General features: G+C 72.4%; 17 protein-coding genes, 4 tRNA genes and 6 pseudogenes. 19 read left to right on the top strand and 8 right to left on the bottom strand.

The window, feature by feature from the left end:
- A pseudogene (locus SSBG_RS13270) lies at window positions 1-1,154 on the bottom strand (MFS transporter); the annotation flags it as partial.
- Window positions 1,155-1,264: 110 nt separating this feature from the next.
- On the opposite strand from SSBG_RS13270, the gene SSBG_RS13275 reads away from it, so the two are divergent.
- Window positions 1,265-1,945, top strand: coding sequence for an XRE family transcriptional regulator (locus SSBG_RS13275; protein ID WP_008746649.1), 681 nt, complete (start codon window positions 1,265-1,267; stop codon window positions 1,943-1,945).
- 343 nt (window positions 1,946-2,288) lie between these two features.
- Window positions 2,289-3,305 (top strand): class I SAM-dependent methyltransferase, encoded by a 1,017-nt coding sequence (locus SSBG_RS13280; protein ID WP_008746650.1) that lies wholly within the window; start codon window positions 2,289-2,291, stop codon window positions 3,303-3,305.
- Between the two features lie 208 nt (window positions 3,306-3,513).
- Here SSBG_RS13280 and SSBG_RS13285 read toward each other — a convergent pair.
- Window positions 3,514-4,290, bottom strand: a pseudogene (locus SSBG_RS13285) (GH12 family glycosyl hydrolase domain-containing protein); the annotation flags it as partial.
- Window positions 4,291-4,651: 361 nt separating this feature from the next.
- Here SSBG_RS13285 and SSBG_RS13290 point away from each other — a divergent pair.
- The 12 genes and pseudogenes from SSBG_RS13290 to SSBG_RS33695 form a co-directional block, all read left to right on the top strand.
- Window positions 4,652-4,915, top strand: a pseudogene (locus tag SSBG_RS13290) (flavoprotein); the annotation flags it as partial.
- A 78-nt stretch (window positions 4,916-4,993) separates the two neighbouring features.
- Window positions 4,994-5,996 (top strand): annotated as a pseudogene (locus tag SSBG_RS31120) (IS5 family transposase).
- Window positions 5,997-6,019: 23 nt separating this feature from the next.
- Window positions 6,020-6,292: pseudogene (locus tag SSBG_RS13305) on the top strand (flavoprotein); the annotation flags it as partial.
- Window positions 6,187-6,699: a DUF7620 family protein gene (locus tag SSBG_RS36145; RefSeq protein WP_420790272.1), complete on the top strand. Its 513-nt coding sequence runs from the start codon at window positions 6,187-6,189 to the stop codon at window positions 6,697-6,699. The pseudogene SSBG_RS13305 and the gene SSBG_RS36145, both read left to right, overlap by 106 nt.
- Window positions 6,696-7,016 (top strand): putative phage holin, encoded by a 321-nt coding sequence (locus tag SSBG_RS13310; protein WP_008746656.1) that lies wholly within the window; start codon window positions 6,696-6,698, stop codon window positions 7,014-7,016. The genes SSBG_RS36145 and SSBG_RS13310 overlap by 4 nt, the downstream gene beginning before the upstream one ends.
- A 439-nt stretch (window positions 7,017-7,455) precedes the next feature.
- Complete coding sequence (locus tag SSBG_RS13315; protein ID WP_007827539.1) at window positions 7,456-7,659, top strand: hypothetical protein; 204 nt, start codon at window positions 7,456-7,458, stop codon at window positions 7,657-7,659.
- Window position 7,660: 1 nt separating this feature from the next.
- Window positions 7,661-8,197 carry a DUF6879 family protein gene (locus SSBG_RS13320; protein WP_008746657.1) on the top strand — a complete coding sequence of 179 codons (537 nt, stop codon included), beginning with the start codon at window positions 7,661-7,663 and terminating at the stop codon, window positions 8,195-8,197.
- Entirely contained in the window at window positions 8,194-9,036 is an 843-nt protein-coding gene (locus SSBG_RS13325) for a helix-turn-helix domain-containing protein (protein ID WP_008746658.1), read from the top strand. The genes SSBG_RS13320 and SSBG_RS13325 overlap by 4 nt, the downstream gene beginning before the upstream one ends.
- An 87-nt stretch (window positions 9,037-9,123) precedes the next feature.
- Window positions 9,124-9,564 (top strand): hypothetical protein, encoded by a 441-nt coding sequence (locus tag SSBG_RS13330; protein WP_008746659.1) that lies wholly within the window; start codon window positions 9,124-9,126, stop codon window positions 9,562-9,564.
- 22 nt (window positions 9,565-9,586) lie between these two features.
- Window positions 9,587-9,769, top strand: coding sequence for a hypothetical protein (locus SSBG_RS34640; protein WP_037869683.1), 183 nt, complete (start codon window positions 9,587-9,589; stop codon window positions 9,767-9,769).
- Window positions 9,770-10,159: 390 nt separating this feature from the next.
- Complete coding sequence (locus SSBG_RS13340; RefSeq protein WP_008746662.1) at window positions 10,160-10,561, top strand: hypothetical protein; 402 nt, start codon at window positions 10,160-10,162, stop codon at window positions 10,559-10,561.
- An 83-nt stretch (window positions 10,562-10,644) separates the two neighbouring features.
- Window positions 10,645-10,809, top strand: a complete 165-nt coding sequence (locus tag SSBG_RS33695) for a hypothetical protein (protein ID WP_008746663.1) — start codon at window positions 10,645-10,647, stop codon at window positions 10,807-10,809.
- A gap of 68 nt (window positions 10,810-10,877) precedes the next feature.
- On the opposite strand, the gene SSBG_RS13345 is transcribed toward SSBG_RS33695, so the two are convergent.
- From SSBG_RS13345 to SSBG_RS30235, 4 genes are all read right to left on the bottom strand, one after another.
- Window positions 10,878-10,950: transfer RNA gene (locus tag SSBG_RS13345), tRNA-Lys, on the bottom strand.
- Between the two features lie 84 nt (window positions 10,951-11,034).
- The gene (locus tag SSBG_RS13350; RefSeq protein WP_008746664.1) at window positions 11,035-12,618 is read right to left on the bottom strand and encodes an amino acid permease; all 1,584 of its coding nucleotides are present in this window, start codon (window positions 12,616-12,618) and stop codon (window positions 11,035-11,037) included.
- A gap of 107 nt (window positions 12,619-12,725) precedes the next feature.
- On the bottom strand, window positions 12,726-14,972 hold the full coding sequence (locus SSBG_RS13355; protein ID WP_037869688.1) for a DEAD/DEAH box helicase: 2,247 nt from the start codon (window positions 14,970-14,972) through the stop codon (window positions 12,726-12,728).
- A 397-nt stretch (window positions 14,973-15,369) separates the two neighbouring features.
- Window positions 15,370-16,101, bottom strand: a complete 732-nt coding sequence (locus SSBG_RS30235; protein ID WP_050776765.1) for a hypothetical protein — start codon at window positions 16,099-16,101, stop codon at window positions 15,370-15,372.
- A gap of 98 nt (window positions 16,102-16,199) precedes the next feature.
- On the opposite strand from SSBG_RS30235, the gene SSBG_RS13370 reads away from it, so the two are divergent.
- From SSBG_RS13370 to SSBG_RS13385, 4 genes are all read left to right on the top strand, one after another.
- Window positions 16,200-16,550 carry a metallopeptidase family protein gene (locus SSBG_RS13370; protein ID WP_008746668.1) on the top strand — a complete coding sequence of 117 codons (351 nt, stop codon included), beginning with the start codon at window positions 16,200-16,202 and terminating at the stop codon, window positions 16,548-16,550.
- Between the two features lie 159 nt (window positions 16,551-16,709).
- Window positions 16,710-16,782: transfer RNA gene (locus tag SSBG_RS13375), tRNA-Glu, on the top strand.
- A gap of 28 nt (window positions 16,783-16,810) precedes the next feature.
- Window positions 16,811-16,885 (top strand) — tRNA-Asp (locus tag SSBG_RS13380).
- 22 nt (window positions 16,886-16,907) lie between these two features.
- Window positions 16,908-16,981 (top strand) — tRNA-Phe (locus SSBG_RS13385).
- A 2-nt stretch (window positions 16,982-16,983) separates the two neighbouring features.
- Here SSBG_RS13385 and SSBG_RS35765 read toward each other — a convergent pair.
- Both SSBG_RS35765 and SSBG_RS35770 read right to left on the bottom strand, forming a co-directional pair.
- Window positions 16,984-17,379 carry an NAD(P)H-dependent oxidoreductase gene (locus SSBG_RS35765; RefSeq protein WP_324603515.1) on the bottom strand — a complete coding sequence of 132 codons (396 nt, stop codon included), beginning with the start codon at window positions 17,377-17,379 and terminating at the stop codon, window positions 16,984-16,986.
- A gap of 110 nt (window positions 17,380-17,489) precedes the next feature.
- Window positions 17,490-17,636: pseudogene (locus SSBG_RS35770) on the bottom strand (NADPH-dependent FMN reductase); the annotation flags it as partial.
- A gap of 178 nt (window positions 17,637-17,814) precedes the next feature.
- Here SSBG_RS35770 and hrpA point away from each other — a divergent pair.
- The gene (gene hrpA, locus SSBG_RS13395; RefSeq protein WP_008746670.1) at window positions 17,815-21,816 is read left to right on the top strand and encodes an ATP-dependent RNA helicase HrpA; all 4,002 of its coding nucleotides are present in this window, start codon (window positions 17,815-17,817) and stop codon (window positions 21,814-21,816) included.
- Window positions 21,817-21,911: the final 95 nt, after the last annotated feature.

Below are 21,911 nucleotides of genomic sequence, written 5' to 3' on the forward strand. Positions count from 1 at the left end.
CGCCGCCGTGTCGCGCGGTACGCCGTCGAGACGACCCGCCAGCGCGTGGCGGTAGCCCGCCGAGAGCAGCGCGCCGAGCAGCGCGACGCCGAGCGCGGTGCCGAACTCGCGGGTCACGTCGTTGAGCGCCGAGGCCACGCCCTGCCGCTCGCGGGGCAGCGCGCCGGTGATCGCCTCGGTGGACGGGGTCATGGACAGCCCCATTCCCGCACCCATCGCGAGCATCCCGGGCAGCAGCGACACGTAGCCGCCGGTCGCCGAGACCATGCCCGCCATGAGCGCGAGCCCGGCCCCGGCGAGCGCGATGCCCGCGACCATCGTGGCGCGCGCCCCGGCCCGTACCGCGAGCTTCGGCGCGAGTCCCGAACTCACCATCATCAGCAGGGCCATGGGCATCATGCCGAGCGTCGAGGCGAGCGCCGACCAGCCCAGCACCGCCTGGAAGAAGGGGAAGAGCACCACGAAGATCCCGGCCTGCACCCCGAACACCGCGAGGAGCGTCACGGACCCGCTCGCGAGCCCGCGCGCCCGGAAGAGCCGTATGTCGAGCAACGCGCCTTCCCCGCGCCGCAGTTCCCAGGCCACGAAGCCGCCCGCCGCGAGCACCCCGACGGCGAGCGCCACGAGGGTGAGCGGGTCGCCCCAGCCGCGCGCGGGCCCCTCCTGGAGGACGAGAATGAGTCCGACCACGGCGACCGCCGAGGCGACCGCACCGCCACGGTCGTACGAACGCCGATCGCCTTGCCGCGCCGCTCGGCGGGGAAGGTGGCGGTGATGACCGCGAGCGTGACCGGCATGATCATGGCGGCGCCCACGCCGCTCAACAGACGGGCGCGGAACATGACTTCGACGTTCGGCGCGAAACCGGCGGCGATGTTCGCGAGGCCGAACACGAGCAGTCCGCCGAGGAGTGCGGGCTTGCGCCCGAGCCGGTCGCCGAGCGCGCCGAGCGGCAGCAGGAGGGCGGCGAGCTCGAGCGTGTAGATGTTGATGATCCACAGGATCGTGGACTGCGAGGCCCCGAAGGCCACCGCGACGTCGGGCTGGGCGACGTTGAGCCCCGACACGGAGGCGATGACCGCCATGAGCGCGACGCACACGGCGATCAGGACGAGCCGCAACTGACGCGGCTCTCCGGCGGATTGCTGGGACATGGCTACTCCCGGGGTCCCGGGCACGGAAGCCGGGGACGAAACGGACGGCACGGAAACGGACACGGCCGAAACTAAGGCGATGGATGCCCAGCGCGCATACCATCTTGCTCATGAAGCAAGACGATGACGATCTGGACAGCCTCGTGCGCAAACGGGTGCGCGCCCTGCGGGTGGCCCAGGGCTGGTCGCTCGAAGAGCTGGCCCGCCGCGCGAACCTCAGCCAGTCCACGCTCAGCCGGATCGAGAACGGTCAGCGCCGCCTCGCGCTCGACAGCCTCGTGACGCTCGCCCGCGCCCTCGACACCAGCCTCGACCAGCTCGTGGAGACGGCGTCGGACGACGTCGTCAGCAACCCGGTGGTCGACGGCGCGCGCGGGCAGATGCGCTGGCCCGTGAAGGCCGACCCGGGACTGACCGTCGTACGGCAGCGCATGACGGAACCGCCGCCGGACAACCCCTCGAAACTGCGCGCCCACCCGGGCCGCGAATGGCTCGTCGTCCTCTCCGGCACGGCGACGCTGCTCCTGGGCCACCGCCGCTTCCGCGTCGAGACGAACCAGTCCGCCGAGTTCCCGACGATGCTCCCGCATGCCATCGGCACGGAGTCGGGCCCCTGCGAGATCCTCGGCATCTTCGACCGCGACGCCCGCAGGGGACACCAGCGCGGCGACGGAAACAGGGACGCGGGTACGGCACCGGGTGCGGCAAAAACGCAGGGCACGGCGGGCGCGGCAACGAGTGGCGACGGCAGCGGCAGCGGCGACATGAGCGGAGGCCGGAACGGGGGCTGACACCGCAGGCCGAGACGGACGCGACGGCGGGGGGCAGGGAAGGCCGGGCCGGGAACAGGAGGCCAAGAAGGGGAAAGCGGCGGCCGAGTCCCGGATACGAGCCCGGTCGCCGGGCCCGTGCCCGTGCCCGTGCCGCCGACGACGAGCGCGGCTCACCGACGGAGGTGGATCACCCGCGAGGCCACCTCACCGACACCCACCCCCGACGCCGCCACCGGGCGCGTACGGCAGACACCGGCCCCTCAAAAAAACAAAAAGCGCGTACGGCACCGTGACCCCCCTCGCCCTTGCGCGAGACGCCAGACCCCGAGCCCCCGGCGCATATCCGCCGTACCGTGTCCCCATGTCGCACCCACACCGCACCCCGGCCCCCCACGCCCCCGAGCCCAACGCCCACACGCCCGAGCCCCACACCCCCGGCCAGGCACACACCCCGCCCACCGCGCAGGCCCCCACGCACACCGACGCGCACCCCGAGCCCCACCCACACACCGACCGCAACGCGCCCGCCGACGGCAACACGCGCCCCGACGCCCACCCGCACCCCACCGCCCACGACCAGCCTCACGCGCCGTCCGCCGATCAGGCGGAGATCCTCGACCTCGACGCCGAGATCCTCGCCGCGCACATCGCCTCGATCACGGACTGGCTCCCGCTGACCGCCGCGCCCCGCCACATCGTGGACCTCGGTTCCGGTACGGGGGCGGGGACGTTCGCGCTCCTCGACCGCTTCCCCGAGGCACACGTCACGGCCGTCGACTCCTCCGCGCCGCACCTCCAGCGGCTGCGCGAGAAGGCGTGCGCGGCGGGTCTGGACGGGCGCGTCCGTACGGTGCAGGCGGACCTGGACGCGGCGGACTGGCCCGATTTCGGCGCCTACGACCTCGTCTGGGCCTCGGCCTCGATGCACCACATGGCCGACCCGGCCCTCGCCCTGCGCCGGGTGCGCGAACTCCTCTCCCCCGAGGGCCTGTTAGCCCTGGTCGAACTCTCCGGCTTCCCCCGCTTCCTGCCCCCGGGCGAGGAAGCGGCGCTCGAAGAGCGCGCGCACACCGCGAGCGATGCCTTCCACGCCGGGCACGTCCCCCACCGGGGCGCCGACTGGGGCCTGATGCTCACGGCGGCGGGTTTCTCGGTCGCGGGCGAACGCGCCCTGGACGTACGGATCGAGGCGCCGGAGAACCCCGCGATCGGCCGCTACGCCCTGGCCTCCCTGACCCGCCTGCGCACGACGGTCGCCGACTCCCTGTCCGCCGAAGACCTGGCCGCGCTGGACACCCTCATCGCCCCCGAGAACCTCGCGTCACGCCGCGATGTGACCGTCCGCACCACGCGCCAGATCTGGGCCGCCCGCCCCTGACCCGTACGATCCCGGCCACCCCTCAAGCCCCTACGCCGTCCCGCCCCGCGTCCCCACCCCGAGGGCGCCTCCCCGCAGCCCCGAACCCCAGCGCGACCGGTCCGGGCCATCAACCACCCGGGACCGGCCGCGTCGTCAGCCACACCGACCCTCGCGCCCTCACCCCGGCCCTCAGTCGCGACGACCGGCCGCCATCACCCCCTCACCGCACGCTCAGCGAGAAGTCCGTCACCGCGAGGCCCGCGCCGTTCTCCCACGGCTCGAAACCCGCCTGGACACTGGTGAGATACCACTCCGGTGTCGCCAGCCCCTCGGTGATGGCCCCGTTCACGAAGTCCTTGACGTCGAAGTCCAGGCCGCCGAGCGCGGCGGGGGCGACGTAGGAGACGACGTCGTTGGAGCCGTTGCTGCCCTTCCACACGTCCCAGTTCTGCCCCGCGATCGTCGTGCTGTGGGTCTTGGAGCCGATGGGCTGGACCGGGCCGGTCTTGTTGAGCCAGATCATGATCTCGGTGCGGTTGACGCCGTCCGTCCTCGGCTCCGGGTCGAGCCAGATGTCGTAGGCCGCGTCGTAGACCGCGCCGTCCGTGTAGCGGTAGGCGATCCGGCTCGGCGCGCTGCCGATGGCGTTCACCTTGCGGGGCAGCACCGTGCCGGGCGAGCAGTTGGTGTAGTGGCAGCCCGCGTAGATGGACGGGTACGACTTCGGGGCGCCGTTCGTGGGGACGGAGCCGTCGGCGCGGCTGAGCGTGAAGCCGTCGCCGGACTGGTCGACGCACTGCGGGGCGGTCGTGCCCCAGGCGTTGTTCTGCACGATGTACCCGCCGGGAGTGGTGACGCTGCCGAACTGCTCGCAGGTCTGCGCGTCCGCGGCGGCGGGCGCGCTCGTCGCGGCGACGGCGCCGAGCGAGCCGGCGGCGAGCACGAGCGCGGCGGCCAGCGTGCACGACTTCCCTGCCGGGCGGAGACGTGAAGTGACGTGCATGGAAGGTTCCTTCCCTCGGACAACGTGGGGGGAGGGCCGTGGGGCCCGTCGTACGAGGGGCGGGAACCCGCCCGTGGGGACGGCTCCGGTCAGCCGCGTCTGGGAGCGCTCCCGACCACCTCAGTCCGGAACCGTACGAAGCCGCACGCACCCCGGCAAGGCACCCCACACCATTGGCCAAAACCCGCCCGCCCTCCCGCACGCAACCGAGTTGACGCACCCACCGCCGCACGCCGAAGGTGGCCCCGACAGGGCACCGCCCGCACCCGGCGCGAATCCCCGGCCCCCCGGTCCCCCCGGCCCCCGTCCCGCGCGGTGCAGGTGCCGCGCGCCGCCCCGGCCGACCACCTGGAGTCCCCGCGTGACCGCACAGCCGTTCCTGTACGTCGTCGTCTGCGCCGCCGGCAACGCGGGAGACGTCGACCGGCTCATCGGCCCGGCCCTGGAACGGGGTTGGGGGGTCGGCGTCGTGGCGACACCGCAGGGCCTGGGCTCCCTCGACGTCGGCGCCGTCGAGGCCCGGACCGGCCATCCGGTCCGCTCGGCCTGGCGCACCCCCGGCGACGCCCGCCCGCTGCCGCCCGCCGACGCCATCGCCGTGGCCCCCGCCACCTTCAACACCCTCCCTAGGGAGCGTATCGAGTCGTGATCAATCTGCGGGATGTGCCTTCGTGGCACGGTCTGGTCCGGTAGACCGTCGTACGTGACGCGAGTGCAACTGACCGACCCGGAGTGGGATTTCATTGAGCCGTACCTGCCGATCGGCGAGTACGGCCCGTACCCCGAGCGGCTGCGGCAGCAGTTCGAGGGCGTGATCTGGCGGTTCAAGACGGGCGGCCAGTGGCGGGAGATACCGGCAGAGCTCGGCGCCTGGTCGACCGTCCACAACCGCTTCCGGCAGTGGCGTGACGCCGGGGTCTTCGAGGCCCTGCTGGAGGGCCTGATCGCGGAAGCCGCGAAGCGCGGTGAGGTGGACCTGTCCCTGGTCAGCATCGACTCCACCACCGCCCGTGCCCACCACGACGCGGCCGGCATGCACCTCGACGAGGACGTCGTCACCGCCCTGGAGAAAGCCGCCGCCGAGGAGGAGAAGGCCAGGTCAAAGGGGGCGGCTGCGACGAACAAACCGGGCAGGAGACCGAAAGCGATCCCGCGCGGGAAGAACGACGACGCGTCCGGCGTCGGCGCAAACTTCGGCTGAAGGCCGCCCTCCTCGGACGCTCCAGGGGCGGGCAGACCAGCAAGATCCACCTCGCCGCCGACCGCAAGTGCCGCCCGCTGGCGTTCATCCTGACCGCGGGCCAGGCAGCGGACAGCCCACAGTTCATCCCCGTCCTGAAGAAGGTGCGGATACGCGGGCCCGTCGGCCGCCCCCGCACCCGGCCGGACGCAGTCGCCGCAGACAAGGCTTACTCGTCTCGCGGCAACCGTGCCCACCTGCGCAAACGCCGTATCAAAGCGGTCATCCCGGAGAAGAAGGACCAGGCCGCCAACCGGAAGAAGAAAGGCAGTGGAGGCGGCAGGCCCGTCAGTCACGACACCGAGCTCTACAAGGAACGGAACACCGTCGAGCGGACGATCAACGGGATGAAGGCATGGCGAGGCATCGCCACCCGCTACGACAAGACCCGGGGAGCTACCTCGCCGGACTCCACCTCCGGGCCTCCATGATCTGGATCAAGGACCTCACACGAGCAGCCTCTTGATCACAACCGAATACGCTCCCTAATGGGCCGCGGGCATCGCCGACACCCTCGCCCTCGGCATCCTGTGCGAGGCGTACGGGCTCGGCGTCCCGACCGCCGCCCTGCCGTACGTGAACACCGCCCTGAGCGCCCACCCGGCCTACGCCCGGGGCCTGGACCGGCTGCGCGCGATGGGCGTCCGCCTCGGTTCGTGCGCGCCGCACCGCCCCGGATCGGGCGGCGCGGCGGACCGCTTCCGCTGGGAAGAGGCCCTGGACCTCCTGACCGAGGCCTCGCCGGACCCCACGAGGAACTGAGCCCCCCACAACCAGGCTTGCCGCCGCCCCGGCCGCACCCGATCGAGGGCCCCCGGCCTCCGGCCGCTCTCCCCCGTCACCCACTGGTCCACCCGCGAGGACGAACACCCCGGAAACCACGGCCCCACCCCCGCCCACCACAACGGCACCGGGCAACGCCCCACGACAGGCCGTACGCCCCCACCCCGGGCGGACGCCATGGAGGAGGCTCCGGCAGCCGCCACGGCGGCCTCACACCCGGGCGTGCCACCGCCGATCGCGCCCTGGACCGGACGCGGGCGAGCCGACGCGAGGCCGAGGAGCGGGAGCCCGTCGTATCCGAGACCGCGCACCGCCTGCGCCGCGCACGCGAGCAGAACCACTTCGCAGAGATGTTCCGCCAGCCTCTGGAGGGGAGGGGCGCGTGACCATCACGCAGTACCTCAAGACCGGCGTGTCCGCGCTCGTCGCCGCCACGGCCGCGACGCTCTGCGTCCCCTACCACCGGCTCGCACCGTGGCGCTCCACCCCGATGGTCCGGCATCTCATGATGCTGTCCGGCGCGCTGGGCGCGCTCGGCATGTACAGCGTCGCGATCATCCTCGTCGGGCCCGACGGCACCCCGGCGACCGTGCTCCGCGCCCTCCGTGCGGGCCTGCTCCTGACCATGGCCGCACTCCTGATCCAGCGGACCGTGATGGTGGTCCACAGGCAGAGGAAGAGGCCCCCGCGACGGCGAAGTTGAGCAACCGGCACACCCGCCCGTCCGCCTCCCGCAGGATGGGCGGATGGCAGCCCGACACGACATCCTCGACAAGGTCATCCGCTCCCTCGGCGGAGAGTGGGACACGCAGCGCGCGAGGACCGCCCGGCGAGACGCCGGCCTCACCGCGACCAGCGAACGCGGCAGCGACAAGCAGACGCGTCATGCCCTCCGGAAACTCCGGAGAGACGGCGTCGTCGCCGGAACCCGAGGCCCCGGCAACACCGTCACCTACCGCCTGGCCGACCGGCCGCGGTCCCCTCCCCGCCACGCGCGGGGAGGGGGCGCCTTTCTGTTGCTCGGGCGTTGCTCGGTCTCGACGTTCCGCCGAGCAGAGGAGCAATTCTCAGCAATCGCGCCCCGCCGCCGCTCGTTTCGAAGCATTCTGAGCGCACGTTCAGCCGACACGAAGGAAGCAGACATGACGCTGCGGTTCATCGGCACCACCAGCGACAACGGCGGTTGCCCCACGCTCTACGAGGTCGTGGAGACCGGCGACATCGTGGTCCAAGGCGATCAGCTCACCGACCCCAAGGACCTCGCACAGCTCCGCGACGTCAAGGACAGCGAGACCTTCGTCGTGATCCCGCGCGAACTGCTCACCCGCTTCGCACCGAAGGAGTGACGTGGCCGACCTTCTTCCTTTCACAGAGGTCGCCTACCTCTTCCAGGACTTCGAGCACACCGCCTGGAGACTGGAGTCCCAGCAGGGCTACGCCTCCGATCGGGAGAGCCCGAAATGGGCCCGCTGGAAGGCAGGGCAGGACCTCCTAGCCGAACCCGCCGACGAGTGGCGGCTCAACGTCGCCCGGCAGGTGGCCCTCGGGAAGCGCTTCGAGCGCGTGCGCATCGTGGACGCACCCCCGACCGAGGGGCAGCGCTTTCTCCTCGCCAGCGGTCTCAGCAACGTCGCGGCAGGAGAGGACATCCGTAACCTCGACCGCCTCACCGCAACGCGGCTAGGCCTGCCCACGGAGGACTTCTGGGTCTTCGACTCCCGGCTCGTTGTCCGCTTCGCTTTCACAGAGGCGGGGGACATGCTCGGCGTCACCACGACAGAGGCGCCCGAGGACGTGCTCCGGGCGTGCCAGATACGCGAGGCCGCCTGGCATCACGCGGTCCGCACCGCCGAGTACCAGAGCCGGGTACCGTCTGACGCGTGAGCGCGACGGATTTCCAAACCGGGCGTGAGGCCCTCGGCGCGCGGCTGCGCGAGCTGCGCACCGAGGCGGGCCTCCAGGGCAAAGACCTTGCCGCCCGCCTCGGCTGGCAGAGGTCGAAGATCTCCCGGCTGGAAACCGGCAAGCAGACCCCCACCATCGATGACCTCGCAGCTTGGGCACAAGCCACAGACGAGACGGCAGCCTCGGACCTCACGAGCCGCCTGCGCGGTCTGGAGTCACAGCACCGGTCTTGGCGCCGTCAGCTCACGGCTGGCCACCGGGCCGTCCAGGACCGCTACGTCTCCACCTACCGTGCAGTGCGCACCGTGCGCGGGTATGAGGCAACCGTCATCCCGGGCCTCGTCCAGACCGCGGACTACGCACGCGCCCTGTTCGCGTGCAATTCGCAGCTCCACCGAACGCCGCCGGACGCCGAGGCGGCAGTCAACTCCCGGATGGCCCGCCAGGCGGTGCTCTACGAGCCGGGCCGCACCTTCCGCGTCCTCATCTGGGAGGGCGCGCTCCACGCGTTGATCTGCGAGCGGGATGCCATGGCGGCTCAGCTCGACCGGCTCGTCAGTCTGATCGGCCTGCCCAGCATCGACCTAGGCATCGTGCCCCTGGGCGCCCCCATGCCCTTCGCTCTCAAACACGGCTTCTGGATCTACGACGAGGCCCGCGTCATCGTGGAGACGATCAGCAGCGAACTGACCCTGGAATCGGACGACGACCTCAGCCTGTACGGGCGCGTCTGGGACCAGCTCTCCGAAACCGCCGCTCGCGGCACGCAGGCACACCGCCTGATCGCGCGCGCCAGGGCGTCCCTGGGGCTCGCGTAGCAGCAATCCGCACAACTCCCGCGCCCGGTCCGCAATCCGGCGCAATCGCCGCGCAAGCGCGCAACCCTGCCGCCTACGGTCCGTGTCATGGCAGTCATCCGAGGTGAGATCGGGCGCCAGTGGCTCACACGCACCGTGGCGAACCCGCAGCAGGCACTCCGCATATGGGCGCTCGATGACCGACTCGTGCCCGTACCCTCATCCGGCGCGTGGCGGGTCGTTGGGGAGCCGCTCTACCCGTCAATCGACGCGATGTGCGCCATCTGCCCCACCGGCGCGCTCGGCCCCGTCCTCGCCTCCGTCCGCGAACCGCTCGCGTGGTGGCTCGTGCCGGCCGACGAGGCGGACGACCTCGCCGACCTTCGGCAGCTCACCGTGCACCCGCGCGGGTGGGTGCTCGACTGCCCGCACGAGGGCATCGGCAGCGAGGGGCGGCTGTGGCTCGAACCCCCGGACGGAAGCGGGCGGCTCACCCCGGTCGCCCAGCTCGGCGCCGCGTTCGGGCCGTCCGGGGTGACGGTCCGGTGAGCGCCCCGCGGGCGAGGTCGTCCTGCCCGCCGTCGGGACGCTCACGGTGGAGCAGCGGCGCGGCGCCGCGTGCGTGTGGTGCGCGGCCGCGCTCCAGCCCGGCATTGACGACGTCGATCTCGGCGCCCGCCGGGCCACCGCGACCGGGCCCGCCTGGTTCCCTCGCGGCTGCCGCCTCTGCTGCTACGGCAGGGAGGAGCGATGACCGCCTAGCTCGCCCGCACCATCGCCTGGTGCGCGTGGCATCGCGACCTCGCGGATGACATCGCCCTCGTCCAGCCGGCGCCCGAACCCGCCACCGAGCCCGGCGGCGCCCTCTACGCCTGCCGCCGCTGCCGCGAGACGTACCGCCTCATCACCTGGGAGGAACGCCCATGAGGACCAGCATGTGTGAACGCTGCGGCGCCCCCTCGAACCCGGCGACGAAATCGAGGAGATACCGCGCGAGGCCGCCTCCGGGGCCCGCCCCGCAGCCACCCTCCACGCCGTCTGCCCGCCGCGCCGCACCCGGCTGTCGCCCGGCTCGCCGAGCGCCCCGGCCAGCCCCCGCCGTGGGTAGGGTTGCCGTCCCCCGCCCCTGAGAAAAGGACCGATCATGCGCCCCGAGCAGCTCCAGGACTACGCCCTCGACCTCGCGAAGAACACGGCGGGTGTCACCCGCGTGCGGACCCTCGCCGAGGCCGGAGACACCAAGCACCCCTTCGGCCTCGCGGTCACCCGCAGCACTGAGGAGCGCTGGCAGTTCATCGGGCAGCTTGCGCCGAGCGAGAAGTTCGACGCCCCGGCCGCGCCCGTCGAGGGCACTCCGGCCTCAGGGCCCGCCCCGGCCGGGGACGCGGGCGCCGAGGAGTGGCTCGCCGGAATTCTCCTCGCCGCCGAGAACCCGCAGATCGCCACGGTCACCCGCTGGTCCACCCGCGAGGGCGAACGCCCCGGGAACTACGGCCTCACCATCGACTACCACAACGGCGCGAAGACCTTCATCCGCGCCCTCTGAGCTTCGTCGCGCGGCCAGGGCCCGGCCGCTCGACGGGGAACGCACCACCACAGGAAGCACGCCAACCCTCTCAGGAGGACGCTATGCCTGTACGTGCCCGACGACGCGACTTCGGCCCCGGTCGCTGCTACGGCAACTGCCCCGTCTGCGGCCAGATCGTGGGCTCCCAGACCGGCGAGCCCACCACCATCCACCAGCCCCCGGGCGACCCCAGCACCTGCCCGGGCAGCAACCAGCCCGCCCTGTAGGGGCGCGACGCAGCCCCCGAACGCCGAACGCCCCAGGCCGGGAGTCCCTGGCCTGGGGCGTATGCGCGTAGACCGTGTGGGACTCGAACCCACAACCAATGGATTAAAAGTCCACTGCTCTGCCAATTGAGCTAACGGTCCCAGTGGTGCTCCCCCGAGCATAGCCCCCCGGCCGCGTGAGTCCGATCCGGTACGCGGTTCGGGGTGCCCGGGGGAGGGCGGGGGTCAGTCCTCCGCCGTCGGGCCCTTTCCCCGCAGGAACCACTTCCGCGCCGACGCGAACCACCACGTCGCCGCGAAGCCCAGGACCACCAGGACCGCCACCGGCGCGTAGTTGAAGGTCTCGACGGTGACCGGGGAGACCTGCGGGAGCATGAACAGGACCGTGATCACCAGGACCCACGTCACCGCCGCGATACCGACCGGGCGCGACCAGCGGCCCAGGTGCCAGGGGCCGCGCGCGAAGGCGTCGCCCCGGCGCAGGCGGAGCAGGGTCGGGACGACGTAGGCGATGTAGAGGCCGATCACGGCGATCGAGGTCACGGCCGCGTACGCCGTCTCGTTGATCAGGTACGGCAGGCCCAGGACGAGCGCGCCGAGCGCCGCGAGCCAGACCGCGGCGACGGGCGTGCGCGTGCGGGGGCTCACGGTGCGCCACAGGCCCGAGAAGGGGAGCGCGTTGTCGCGCGAGAAGGCGTAGATCATGCGGCTGTTGGCGGTCACCGAGGCCATGCCGCAGAAGAGCTGCGCGCCGATCACGACGAGGAGCAGGAGCTTGCCGCCCGTCGCGCCGACCGCGTCGAGGAGGATCTGCGAGGGCGGCGCCCCGGTCGGCGAGTTCCTGGCGCTCTCGTAGGACTGGATCGCGTACGTGAAGCCGAGCAGCAGCACGAACCCGGCGATCCACGAGGTCCAGATCGACCGCACGATGCCCTTCGGGCCCGCCGTCGCCGCGTCACGCGTCTCCTCGGTCATGTGCGCGGAGGCGTCGTAGCCGGTGAAGGTGTACTGCGCCATGAGCAGGCCGATCAGGATGACGTAGGCGCCGCTGCCGAAGCCCGTGTGGTTCTCGAAGTGCGTGAAGACGTACGTCGTGGACTGGTGGTGGTCGGGTACGAGCGCGAGCGCGCCGACGATGACCGCGACGCCCCCGACGTGCCACCACACGCTGATGTTGTTGAGCAGGCCGACGATGCGGACGCCGAAGGTGTTGAGGAGGCCGTGCAGGACGAGGATCGCGGCGAAGAGGAGGATCGTGCGGCCGGGGGTGACGCCGAAGCCGAACTCCAGGTTGAGGTACGCGGCGAGGAAGTTGGCCGCGCCGAAGTCGATGCCGGCGGTCACGGCGACCTGCCCGAGCACGTTGAACCAGCCCGTGAACCACGCCCAGGCGGCGGCCGAGCGCTCGGGGGCGAGCCGGTGCGCCCAGAAGTAGAGCCCGGCGGAGGTCGGGTAGGCCGAACAGATCTCCGCCATCGCGAGCCCGACGAGCAGCGTCATCGCGCCGACCCCGACCCAGCCCCAGGTCAGGAGCACGGGACCGCCGGTGTTCATGCCGAAGAGGTAGAGGGTCAGGCAGCCGGAGAGGACCGAGATGATCGTGAAGGAGACCGCGTAGTTCGAGAACGCGGACATGCGGCGCGCGAGGACCTGCGTGTAGCCGAGTTCCGCGAGCCGCGCCTCGTCGGAGGAACCAGCGGAGCCTGAGGGGGCGGAGGGGCCAAAGGAGCCCGGGGAGCCGGAGGAGTCGCCGGCCGTCCCCGCCGACCGTGGGGGCGGTTTCTCGCCACTCGCTGCTGTGTTTGTCATGTGCGCAGCGATGCCCCGCGCGCGCCCCGGTCAACCCCCTTGCGGGGAGCGGGAATTGCCAAGGGCCCGTACGGAAGTTCCGTACGGGCCCTTGGTCATGGGCTCACTCAGCCGTTGCGCTTCCAGCGCGGCTTGTCGTCGCGGCGGGGGCCGAACGAGGAACCGGCGCCCCGCTCGTCACGACGGCCGTAGGGGCGGTCACCCGTGCCGCGGTGGTCGCGGTTGAACGGGCGGTCGCTGCCGCCGCGGTGCGGGCGGCCCGCGTCGCGCTGGCCGCCGCGGTCGCGGTCGAAGCCGCGCCCGCCCCGGTCGTCACGGCGCTCGAAGCCGCGCCCGCCGCGGTCGTCACGACGGTCGTTGTCCCGGCGGAAACCGGGGCGGTCGTCACGGCGGTACGAGGGACGGTCGCCGTCGCGGCGGTCGTCACGGCGGTCCCCGCCCCGGTTGCCGAAGCCCCCGCGGTCGTCACGGCGCTCGAAGCCACGGCCGCCGCGGTCGTCACGACGGTCGTACGAGCGGTGCTCGCGGTCCCCGCCCCGGTTGCCGAAGCCGCCGCGGTCGTCACGGCGCTCGAATCCCCGCCCGCCGCGGTCGTCACGACGGTCGTCGCGGCGATCGTTGTCGCGGCGGAAGGAGGGACGGTCGTCCCGGTCGCGGCGGTCGTCGCGCCGGTCGTTGTCCCGCCGGTACGAGGGCCGCTCGTCCCGGTCGCGGTCGCGCTCGTACGGGCGGCGCTCCGCTACGGGCGCGGGCTCGGCGGCGACGGGGGCCGCCGCCTGCTCCGCGACGGCGGCGGGCTGCTCCGTACCGGCCTCCGCGTCCGCGGCGACCGCGCTCGGCGCCGGGGGCTCCTCGCCGCGCTCGCGCGCCGCGCGGGCCACGAGGCGGTCGGCCTCGGCGCGGTACTCGCCGGCGCGGCGCTTGGCACGCTCCAGCTCGCGGGTCAGGTCCTCGACCTCGCGCTCGGCCTGCTTGGCGGACTGGCCCGCCGACTCGGCCTGGACCTCGGTCATCGAGCGGGCACCGGTGATCTCGGCCAGCTCGGCGTCGAAGACGGCGCCGCCGATCTGGTGGCGCGCGGCGTCGACGCCCGCGTCCTCCATGAGGCGGAAGATCTGGCGGCGCTGGTGCGGCAGCGAGAGCGAGACGACGGTGCCGGAGCGGCCGGCGCGGGCGGTGCGGCCCGAGCGGTGCAGGTAGTCCTTGTGGTCGCCGGCCGGGTCCACGTTGAGGACGAGGTCGATGCCGTCCACGTGGATGCCGCGCGCGGCGACGTCGGTCGCGACGAGGGCGTTGACGTAGCCGTCCTTGAAGTCCGCGAGGACGCGGGTGCGCGCGCCCTGCGTCATGCCGCCGTGCAGCGCGTCGGCCTTCACCCCGGCGTCGCGCAGCTGCTCGGCGACGCGGTCGGCGCCGAGCTGGGTGCGGACGAAGATGATGGTGCGGCCCTTGCGGGAGGCGATCGCGGCGGTCACCGGGGCCTTGTCGCGCGGCTTCACGATGAGGATGTGGTGGCTCATCGTGGTGACGGCGCCCTGGGCGGCGTCCACCTCGTGGGCGACCGGGTTGACGAGGTAGCGCTTCACGAGCGCGTCGATCTCGTTCTCCAGCGTCGCGGAGAAGAGCATCCGCTGCCCGCCGGCCGGGACCTGGTCGAGCAGCTCGGTGACCTCGGGCATGAAGCCGAGGTCCGCCATCTGGTCGGCCTCGTCGAGGATCGCGATCTGCACCTTCTCCAGCGAGCAGGCGCCGCGGTTGATGAGGTCGCGCAGGCGGCCGGGCGTGGCGACGAGGATGTCGACGCCGCGCTCCAGGGCGTAGATCTGGTTGCCCATGGACGTACCGCCGCAGACGACCTTCATGCGGAGGTCGAGGACGTCGCCGTAGGGCTGGAGGGCGTCGGCGACCTGCATCGCCAGTTCGCGGGTCGGCGTGAGGATGACGCCGCGCGGCTTCTTCTTGTCGGTGAAGCCGCCCGCGAGCTGCGCGAGGAGCGGCAGGCCGAAGGAGAGGGTCTTGCCGGAGCCGGTACGGCCGCGGCCGAGGATGTCCTTGCCGGCCAGGGCGTCGGGGATCGTCGCGGCCTGGATGGGGAACGGGGTGGTGACGCCGTTCTGCGCGAGCTTGCGGACGATGCCCTCGGGGAGCCCGAGCTCGGCGAAGGTCGGCGTCTTCTCGGCGGGGGCCTCGGGGGCCTCGTCCACCGGCGCGCTCTCCGGCGCCTCGACCGCGTCAACCGCGTCGACGGTCTCGGCCGTCGGCTGCGCGGGAGCGGTCACCAGCTCGGGGGTGATGTCGGCGGGCGCCTGCTGGGACGCGGGCACGACAGAGTGATCGGATGTGGAAACAGACATGTGAAACGCGAAACCTTCCGGAGTTTCGGCACGTGCCCCAGCTCCGTGTACGCGCAGACGACCGCCTCAGTGCGATCCAGCTACGGCAAGGAAGGTACGCGCCACACGCGGCGCTCTTAGATCAGCGCCGGGCACAGGGGGATGAAAAACGAACAGCGGATGAAACGATCTACCACCATACGCACCACGTCGACCCACTGGCAAACCAGCCGGTCAGGAGCGCGCAAGGGCAGCGGGTCGGGCCCGGCCGCGGAGCTTTCGGGCCGGACGTACGGGGCACGCGGGCCCCGGTCGTACACACCGTACGGGACCGGGGCGCCCGGGCTGGCTTTCCCGGGACACCGGCGCGTACTCCTGCGAACGCGCGCCGTCGCCGCCTTGTTCCCGTCCGGCGGCATCAGCCGGGGGCGGGTTCCTCCCCGCCGGTGCGTGCGGGGGACTGCCCGCCGGGCGCGCCGCCGGACTCCCCACCGGGCTTCCCGCCGGGCGCGCCGCCGGACTCCCCGGCGGACTGGGCGACGGGTCGCGCCGCGGGCTTCCCCGCCGCGAGCGGCTCCGGCGCGCGCTGCCCGCGCTCGTGGGTGCGGGCCGCGTCCCCGTCCTCCGTGCCGGGGTCGCTCCCGGTCGGTGTGCCGGGCGTGTCGCTGGGCTCGGGGCTCGTGGGCGCCGAGGTGGGCGGGGCCGTGGTCCCGCCGGGCGTGGGCCCGGTGGGGCTGCTCGGGGGGCGGCCCGGGGTCTCGCGCGTGGGCGGGGCGGAGTGGGCGGGACGGGAGGAGGCGGGACGCGAGGGGCGCTCCTCGTGGGGGCGCGCGCTGTCCTTCGCGGTGCCTTCCGGTCCGTCCTCCGCCGGTTCCCCGGCCGCGGGACGGCTGGAGGACACGGAGGGACCGCCCGAGGCGGAGGGCCCGGGGCGGGCGCCGCGCCCGTCCCCGGCGGAGGTCCCGCCGCCCTGCGGTACGGCGCGCAGCGTCCCCGTACCGGCGCCGTCGGGGGACTCGTGGGCGACCCCGGCGGTGGCGCCGGGGCTCGCCGGGCCGGCCGGGCCCTCGCCGACGTTCATGCAGCCGCTGCCCGCGAGGGTGGCGGCGAGGACGGCGGCGAGGCGCAGGGGTACGGGGAGATGGCGCACGGAAGGACCTCCGGTGGCGCGGGACAGCGGATACTCCCTGCCCAACTCCCCCGGGCCCGCGCAGGACACGGCGCGCGCCCGTCCCGCACAATGGCGGGGTGCTGGAGATGAGCGAGGACCGCTTCGAGGAACTGGTCGCCGAGGCGCTCGACACGATCCCGCCCGAGCTGACCCGGGTGATGGACAACGTCGCCGTCTTCGTGGAGGACGAGCCGCCCGCCGACGACCCCGAACTGCTCGGCCTCTACGAGGGCACGCCGCTGACCGAGCGCGGCGAGTGGTACGCGGGCGTCCTCCCGGACCGGATCTCCGTCTACCGGGGGCCCACGCTGCGGTACTGCGCGACGGAGGACGAGGTCGTCGCGGAGGTCGCGGTGACCGTGGTGCACGAGGTGGCGCACCACTTCGGGATCGACGACGCGCGGCTGCACGAGCTGGGCTGGGGCTGAGCCGCCGGGCCGCCGGACCAGCGGCCGGGCGGGACGCCGGACGGGCCGCTCCGGAGCCCGCGGGACCGCCCCCGGGAAACCGTTTTGGCGAACCCTCCCCCCATCCCATATGCTTCTCACGTCCCCGACGCGCTGCGAAGCGCCCAGGCGGGCCAATTAGCCCTCATCGTCTAGTGGCCCAGGACGCCGCCCTTTCAAGGCGGTAGCACGGGTTCGAATCCCGTTGGGGGCACGCTTTACCGTGCGGAAACGTACGTCGAGGTCCTGTGGAGCAGTTTGGAGTGCTCGCCACCCTGTCAAGGTGGAGGCCGCGGGTTCAAATCCCGTCAGGACCGCGCTGACCCTTCGAGGTCGCGTGGCTGGGTAGCTCAGTTGGTACGAGCGATCGCCTGAAAAGCGATAGGTCGCCGGTTCGATCCCGGCCCCAGCCACCTCACACACAACGCCCCGGACGGCCCGCCGTCCGGGGCGTTGTCGTCGGTCGGACGGTGTAGGGGCGCTTCGCGCGGGACTCGGCGAGGCTGCGGGCCCACCATTCCAGCCGGGTGAGCAGGGTCTCCGCCGCCGTGTTCACGCTCTCGGGGTCCTTGGGCGAGCCGTCCTCGGCGAACCGTTCCCGGGCTCCGTGGAAGCTGATCGTGTCGCGGACGGTGACCGCGTGGACCTCGGCGAAGACGGGCCGCAGGTGCTCGACCGCGCGCAGGCCCCCGGAGAGTCCGCCGTAGGAGACGAACGCGACGGGCTTGGCGTGCCACTGCGGGTTGTGCCAGTCGATGACGTTCTTGAGCGAGGCCGGGTAGCTGTGGTTGTACTCGGGCGTGACGACCACGAACGCGTCCGCGCGGGCCAGGACCGGGGTGACCCTCTCCAGGGCCGCGGCGGTGGCGGGTGGCGGGGTGCTGCCGAAGGCCGGGAAGCGAGGGGCAGTTCGGCCTCGGCGAGGTCGAGCACTTCGACCTCGTAGGCGCCGTACTCCTCGGCCCGTTCGACGAGCCAGCGCGCCACGACGGGACCGAAGCGGCCCTCGCGGACGCTGCCGACGATGACGGCCAGGCGCACCCGGTCCGGGGACTCGGGCTGGGACATGGGTTCTCCCTGAGGTGGTGGTGGGCGGCGCGGCCGCGGTCCGGCCGCCGCTCGCGCACACCGGCAGACAACGGCGTGAAGTGCGCTTGAGGTCAAGAAGGCACCGGCAGGGCGGCCGGGCGGCCCGGTAAAAATCCGCTCGCCGCGCCCGCGTCGCCGGTGCGATACTGGAGCCCGTATGTCCACTTCGCCTGCCCCCGCCCCCACCAGCGCGGACCTCGCGCCCCGACTCGCCCTCCTCGCCCCGCGCGACGCCCAGCGGCTGGGCCGCAGGCTCGAAGGCACCCGCCGGGTGCGCAAGCCGGAGGCCAGGAGCGCCGTACTCGCCGAGATCGAGGCCGAGATCACCAAGGCCGAGGAGCGGCTGGCCGAACGCGCCGCGCACGTCCCCGAGGTCGCTTATCCGCCACAGCTCCCGGTCAGCGCCAAGAAGGACGACATCGCGGACGCGATCCGCGCGCACCAGGTCGTGATCGTCGCGGGCGAGACCGGCTCGGGCAAGACGACGCAGATCCCGAAGATCTGCCTGGAACTGGGGCGCGGCGTGCGCGGCATGATCGGGCACACGCAGCCGCGCCGCCTCGCGGCCCGTACCGTCGCCGAGCGCGTCGCCAGCGAGCTGGACACGCCGCTCGGCGAGGCGGTCGGCTGGAAGGTCCGCTTCACGGACCAGGTCAGCCGCGGGACGTACGTCAAGCTGATGACCGACGGCATCCTGCTCGCCGAGATCCAGACGGACCGCGAGCTGCGCGCGTACGACACGATCATCATCGACGAGGCGCACGAGCGCAGCCTCAACATCGACTTCCTCCTCGGCTACCTCGCCCAGCTCCTCCCCCGGCGTCCCGACCTCAAGGTGATCATCACCTCGGCGACGATCGACCCCGAGCGCTTCTCGCGGCACTTCGGGGACGCCCCGATCGTGGAGGTCTCGGGCCGTACGTACCCGGTCGAGGTGCGCTACCGGCCGCTGCTCGCCGAGGACAGCGAGGAGCCGGACCGCGACCAGGTCACCGCGATCATCGACGCGGTCGAGGAACTGCGCCGCGAACCGAGCGGCGACATCCTCGTGTTCCTCTCCGGGGAGCGCGAGATCAGGGACACGGCGGACGCGCTGGAGAAGAGGAAGTTCCCCTTCACCGAGGTCCTGCCGCTGTACGCGCGCCTCTCGCACGCGGAGCAGAACCGTGTCTTCAAGCGGGCCTCCGGGGACAGCGCGCGCCGCATCGTCCTCGCGACGAACGTCGCCGAGACGAGCCTCACGGTGCCCGGCATCAAGTACGTGATCGACCCGGGCACCGCCCGCATCTCGCGCTACAGCTCGCGTACGAAGGTGCAGCGGCTGCCCATCGAGGCGATCTCGCAGGCGAGCGCGAACCAGCGCAAGGGCCGCTGCGGGCGCACCTCGGACGGCATCTGCGTCCGGCTGTACTCGGAGGAGGACTTCGAGGCGCGCCCCGAGTTCACGGACGCGGAGATCCTCCGTACGAACCTGGCGTCCGTCATCCTCCAGATGACCTCGGCCGGGCTCGGCGAGATCGAGAAGTTCCCCTTCATCGACCCGCCGGACCACCGCAACATCCGCGACGGCGTGCAGCTCCTCCAGGAACTCGGCGCGCTCGACCCGGAGCAGAAGGACCCGCGCAAGCGGCTCACGCAGACCGGCCGCAGGCTCGCGCAGCTGCCCGTGGACCCGCGCCTGGCGCGCATGGTCCTGGAGGCGGACCGCAACGGCTGCGTGCGCGAGGTCATGGTGGTCGCCGCCGCGCTCTCGCTCCAGGACCCGCGCGAGCGGCCGAGCGAGAAGCAGGCGCAGGCCGACCAGTTCCACGCGCGCTTCAAGGACGAGACGAGCGACTTCCTCGCCTTCCTCAACCTGTGGACGTACATCCGCGAGCAGCAGAAGGCGCTCTCCTCCTCCGCCTTCCGCCGGATGTGCCGCAACGAGTTCCTGAACTACCTGCGGATCAGGGAGTGGCAGGACATCTACGCACAGGTCCGCTCCGTGGCGCAGCAGCTCGGCCTGCACGTCAACACGGACGACTCGCCGCCCGAGCAGGTGCACGTCTCACTGCTCGCGGGGCTGCTCTCCCACATCGGCATGAAGGACGTGAAGGAGTCCACGGCCAAGGACCCCGCGCAGCAGGCGAAGGAGAAGCGGCGCGGCGGCAACGAGTACCTCGGCGCGCGCGGCGCGAAGTTCGCGGTCTTCCCCGGCTCGGCGCTCTTCAAGAAGCCGCCCCGGTACGTGATGAGCGCCGAGCTGGTGGAGACCTCGCGGCTGTGGGCGCGCGTCAACGCGCGGATCGAGCCGGAGTGGGCCGAGCGGCTCGGCGCGCACCTCGTGAAGCGCACGTACAGCGAACCGCACTGGGAGAAGGACCAGGCGGCCGTGATGGCGTACGAGAAGGTCACGCTGTACGGCGTGACGCTCGCGGCGCAGCGCAAGGTCAACTACGGGCGGATCGACCCGGAGGTCTCGCGCGAGCTGTTCATCCGCAACGCGCTGGTCGAGGGCGACTGGCGCACGCACCACAAGTTCTTCGCGGACAACCGGCGGCTGCTCACCGAGGTCGAGGAGCTGGAGCACCGGGCGCGCAGGCGCGGCATCGTCGTGGACGACGAGGCGCTGTTCGACTTCTACGACGAGCGGGTGCCCACGCACGTCGTCTCGGGCGCGCACTTCGACTCGTGGTGGAAACGCAAGCGGCAGGAGGAGCCCGAACTCCTCGACTTCGAGCGCTCGATGCTCCTGACGGAGGCGGCCCAGGGCATCACGAAGGACGACTACCCGGACCGGTGGCGGCAGGGGCCGCTCGACCTCCGGGTGACGTACCAGTTCGAGCCGGGCGCGGACGCGGACGGCGTGACGGTGCACGTACCGCTCCAGGTGCTCAACCAGGTCACCTCCGAGGGCTTCGACTGGCAGATCCCGGGGCTGCGCGAGGAGGTCGTGACGGAGCTGATCCGCTCCCTCCCGAAGCCGGTGCGCCGCAACTACGTGCCGGCGCCGAACTTCGCCCGGCGCTTCCTCGCGACGGCGAGCCCCCTGAGCGCGCCGCTGACGACCGCGCTCGCGAAAGGGCTCCAGCAGATGGTGGGGGTCCCGGTCACGGCCGAGGACTTCGACGTCGCGAAGGTCCCGGACCACCTCAAGATCACGTTCCGGATCGTGGACGAGCGGCGCAGGAAGCTCGCCGAGGACAAGGACCTCGACGCGCTGCGCGACCGGCTGCGGCCCAAGGCCCGGCAGGCGCTCTCGCGCGCGGCGGCGGCGACGGCGGAGCGCGCGGGGCAGGCGTCGGTCGAGCGGAAGGGGCTCACGGACTGGGGGGACCTCGGGACGCTGAGCAAGGTCTTCGAGACCCGCAGGGGCGGCCAGCCGGTGAAGGCGTACCCGGCGCTCGTGGACGAGGGCGACACGGTGGGCGTGCGGCTCTTCGACAGCGAGGAGGAGCAGCGCGTGGCGATGTGGCACGGGACGCGGCGGCTGATCCTGCGCAACATCCCGGTGAACCCGGCGAAGTTCGCGCGGGACAGGCTGACCAACCCGCAGAAGCTCGCGCTCTCGGCGAACCCGCACGGCTCGATGCAGGCGCTCTTCGCGGACTGCGCGACGGCCGCGGCGGACCGGCTGATCGAGCGCGCGGGCGGCCCGGCGTGGGACGAGGCGGGGTACCGGAAGCTGTACGAGTTCGTGCGGGCCGGGATCGTGGACACGACCGTCAACGCGGTGGCGGCCGTGCAGCAGGTCGTGGCGGCCTGGCAGGCGTGCGAGAGACGGCTGAAAAGCACCCGTTCCCCCGCGCTGCTGGCCAACCTGGCGGATGTGCGCGAACAGCTCGACGAGCTCGTGCACCCGGGCTTCGTGGCCGAGGCGGGCCTGTTGCGGCTCTCCGATCTGCTCCGCTATCTGCGGGCGGTGGACCGGCGCTTGCAGCAGATGCCGGCGAACGCGCAGCGGGACACGACGCGGATGGAGAAGGTCCGCGAGATGCGGGACGAGTACCTGTGGCTGCTGGAGCAGTTCCCGCAGGGGCGCCCGGTACCGCGGGAGGCGCGGGACATCCGCTGGATGGTGGAGGAGCTGCGGGTCAGCTACTTCGCGCACGCGCTGGGCACCGCGTACCCGGTCTCGGACAAGCGGATCGTGAAGGCGATCGACGCGGCGGCGCCGTGAGCGGGCACCCACGGACAGCGAGTTCGACCAGGACCCCGGGGCTGCTGTAGAGTCCTTCTCGCAGCCCAGCGCGGTGAACCACCGCGAGGGAGCGG

Source organism: Streptomyces sp. SPB074 (genome assembly GCF_000154905.1).
Classification (GTDB): Bacteria; Actinomycetota; Actinomycetes; order Streptomycetales; family Streptomycetaceae; genus Streptomyces.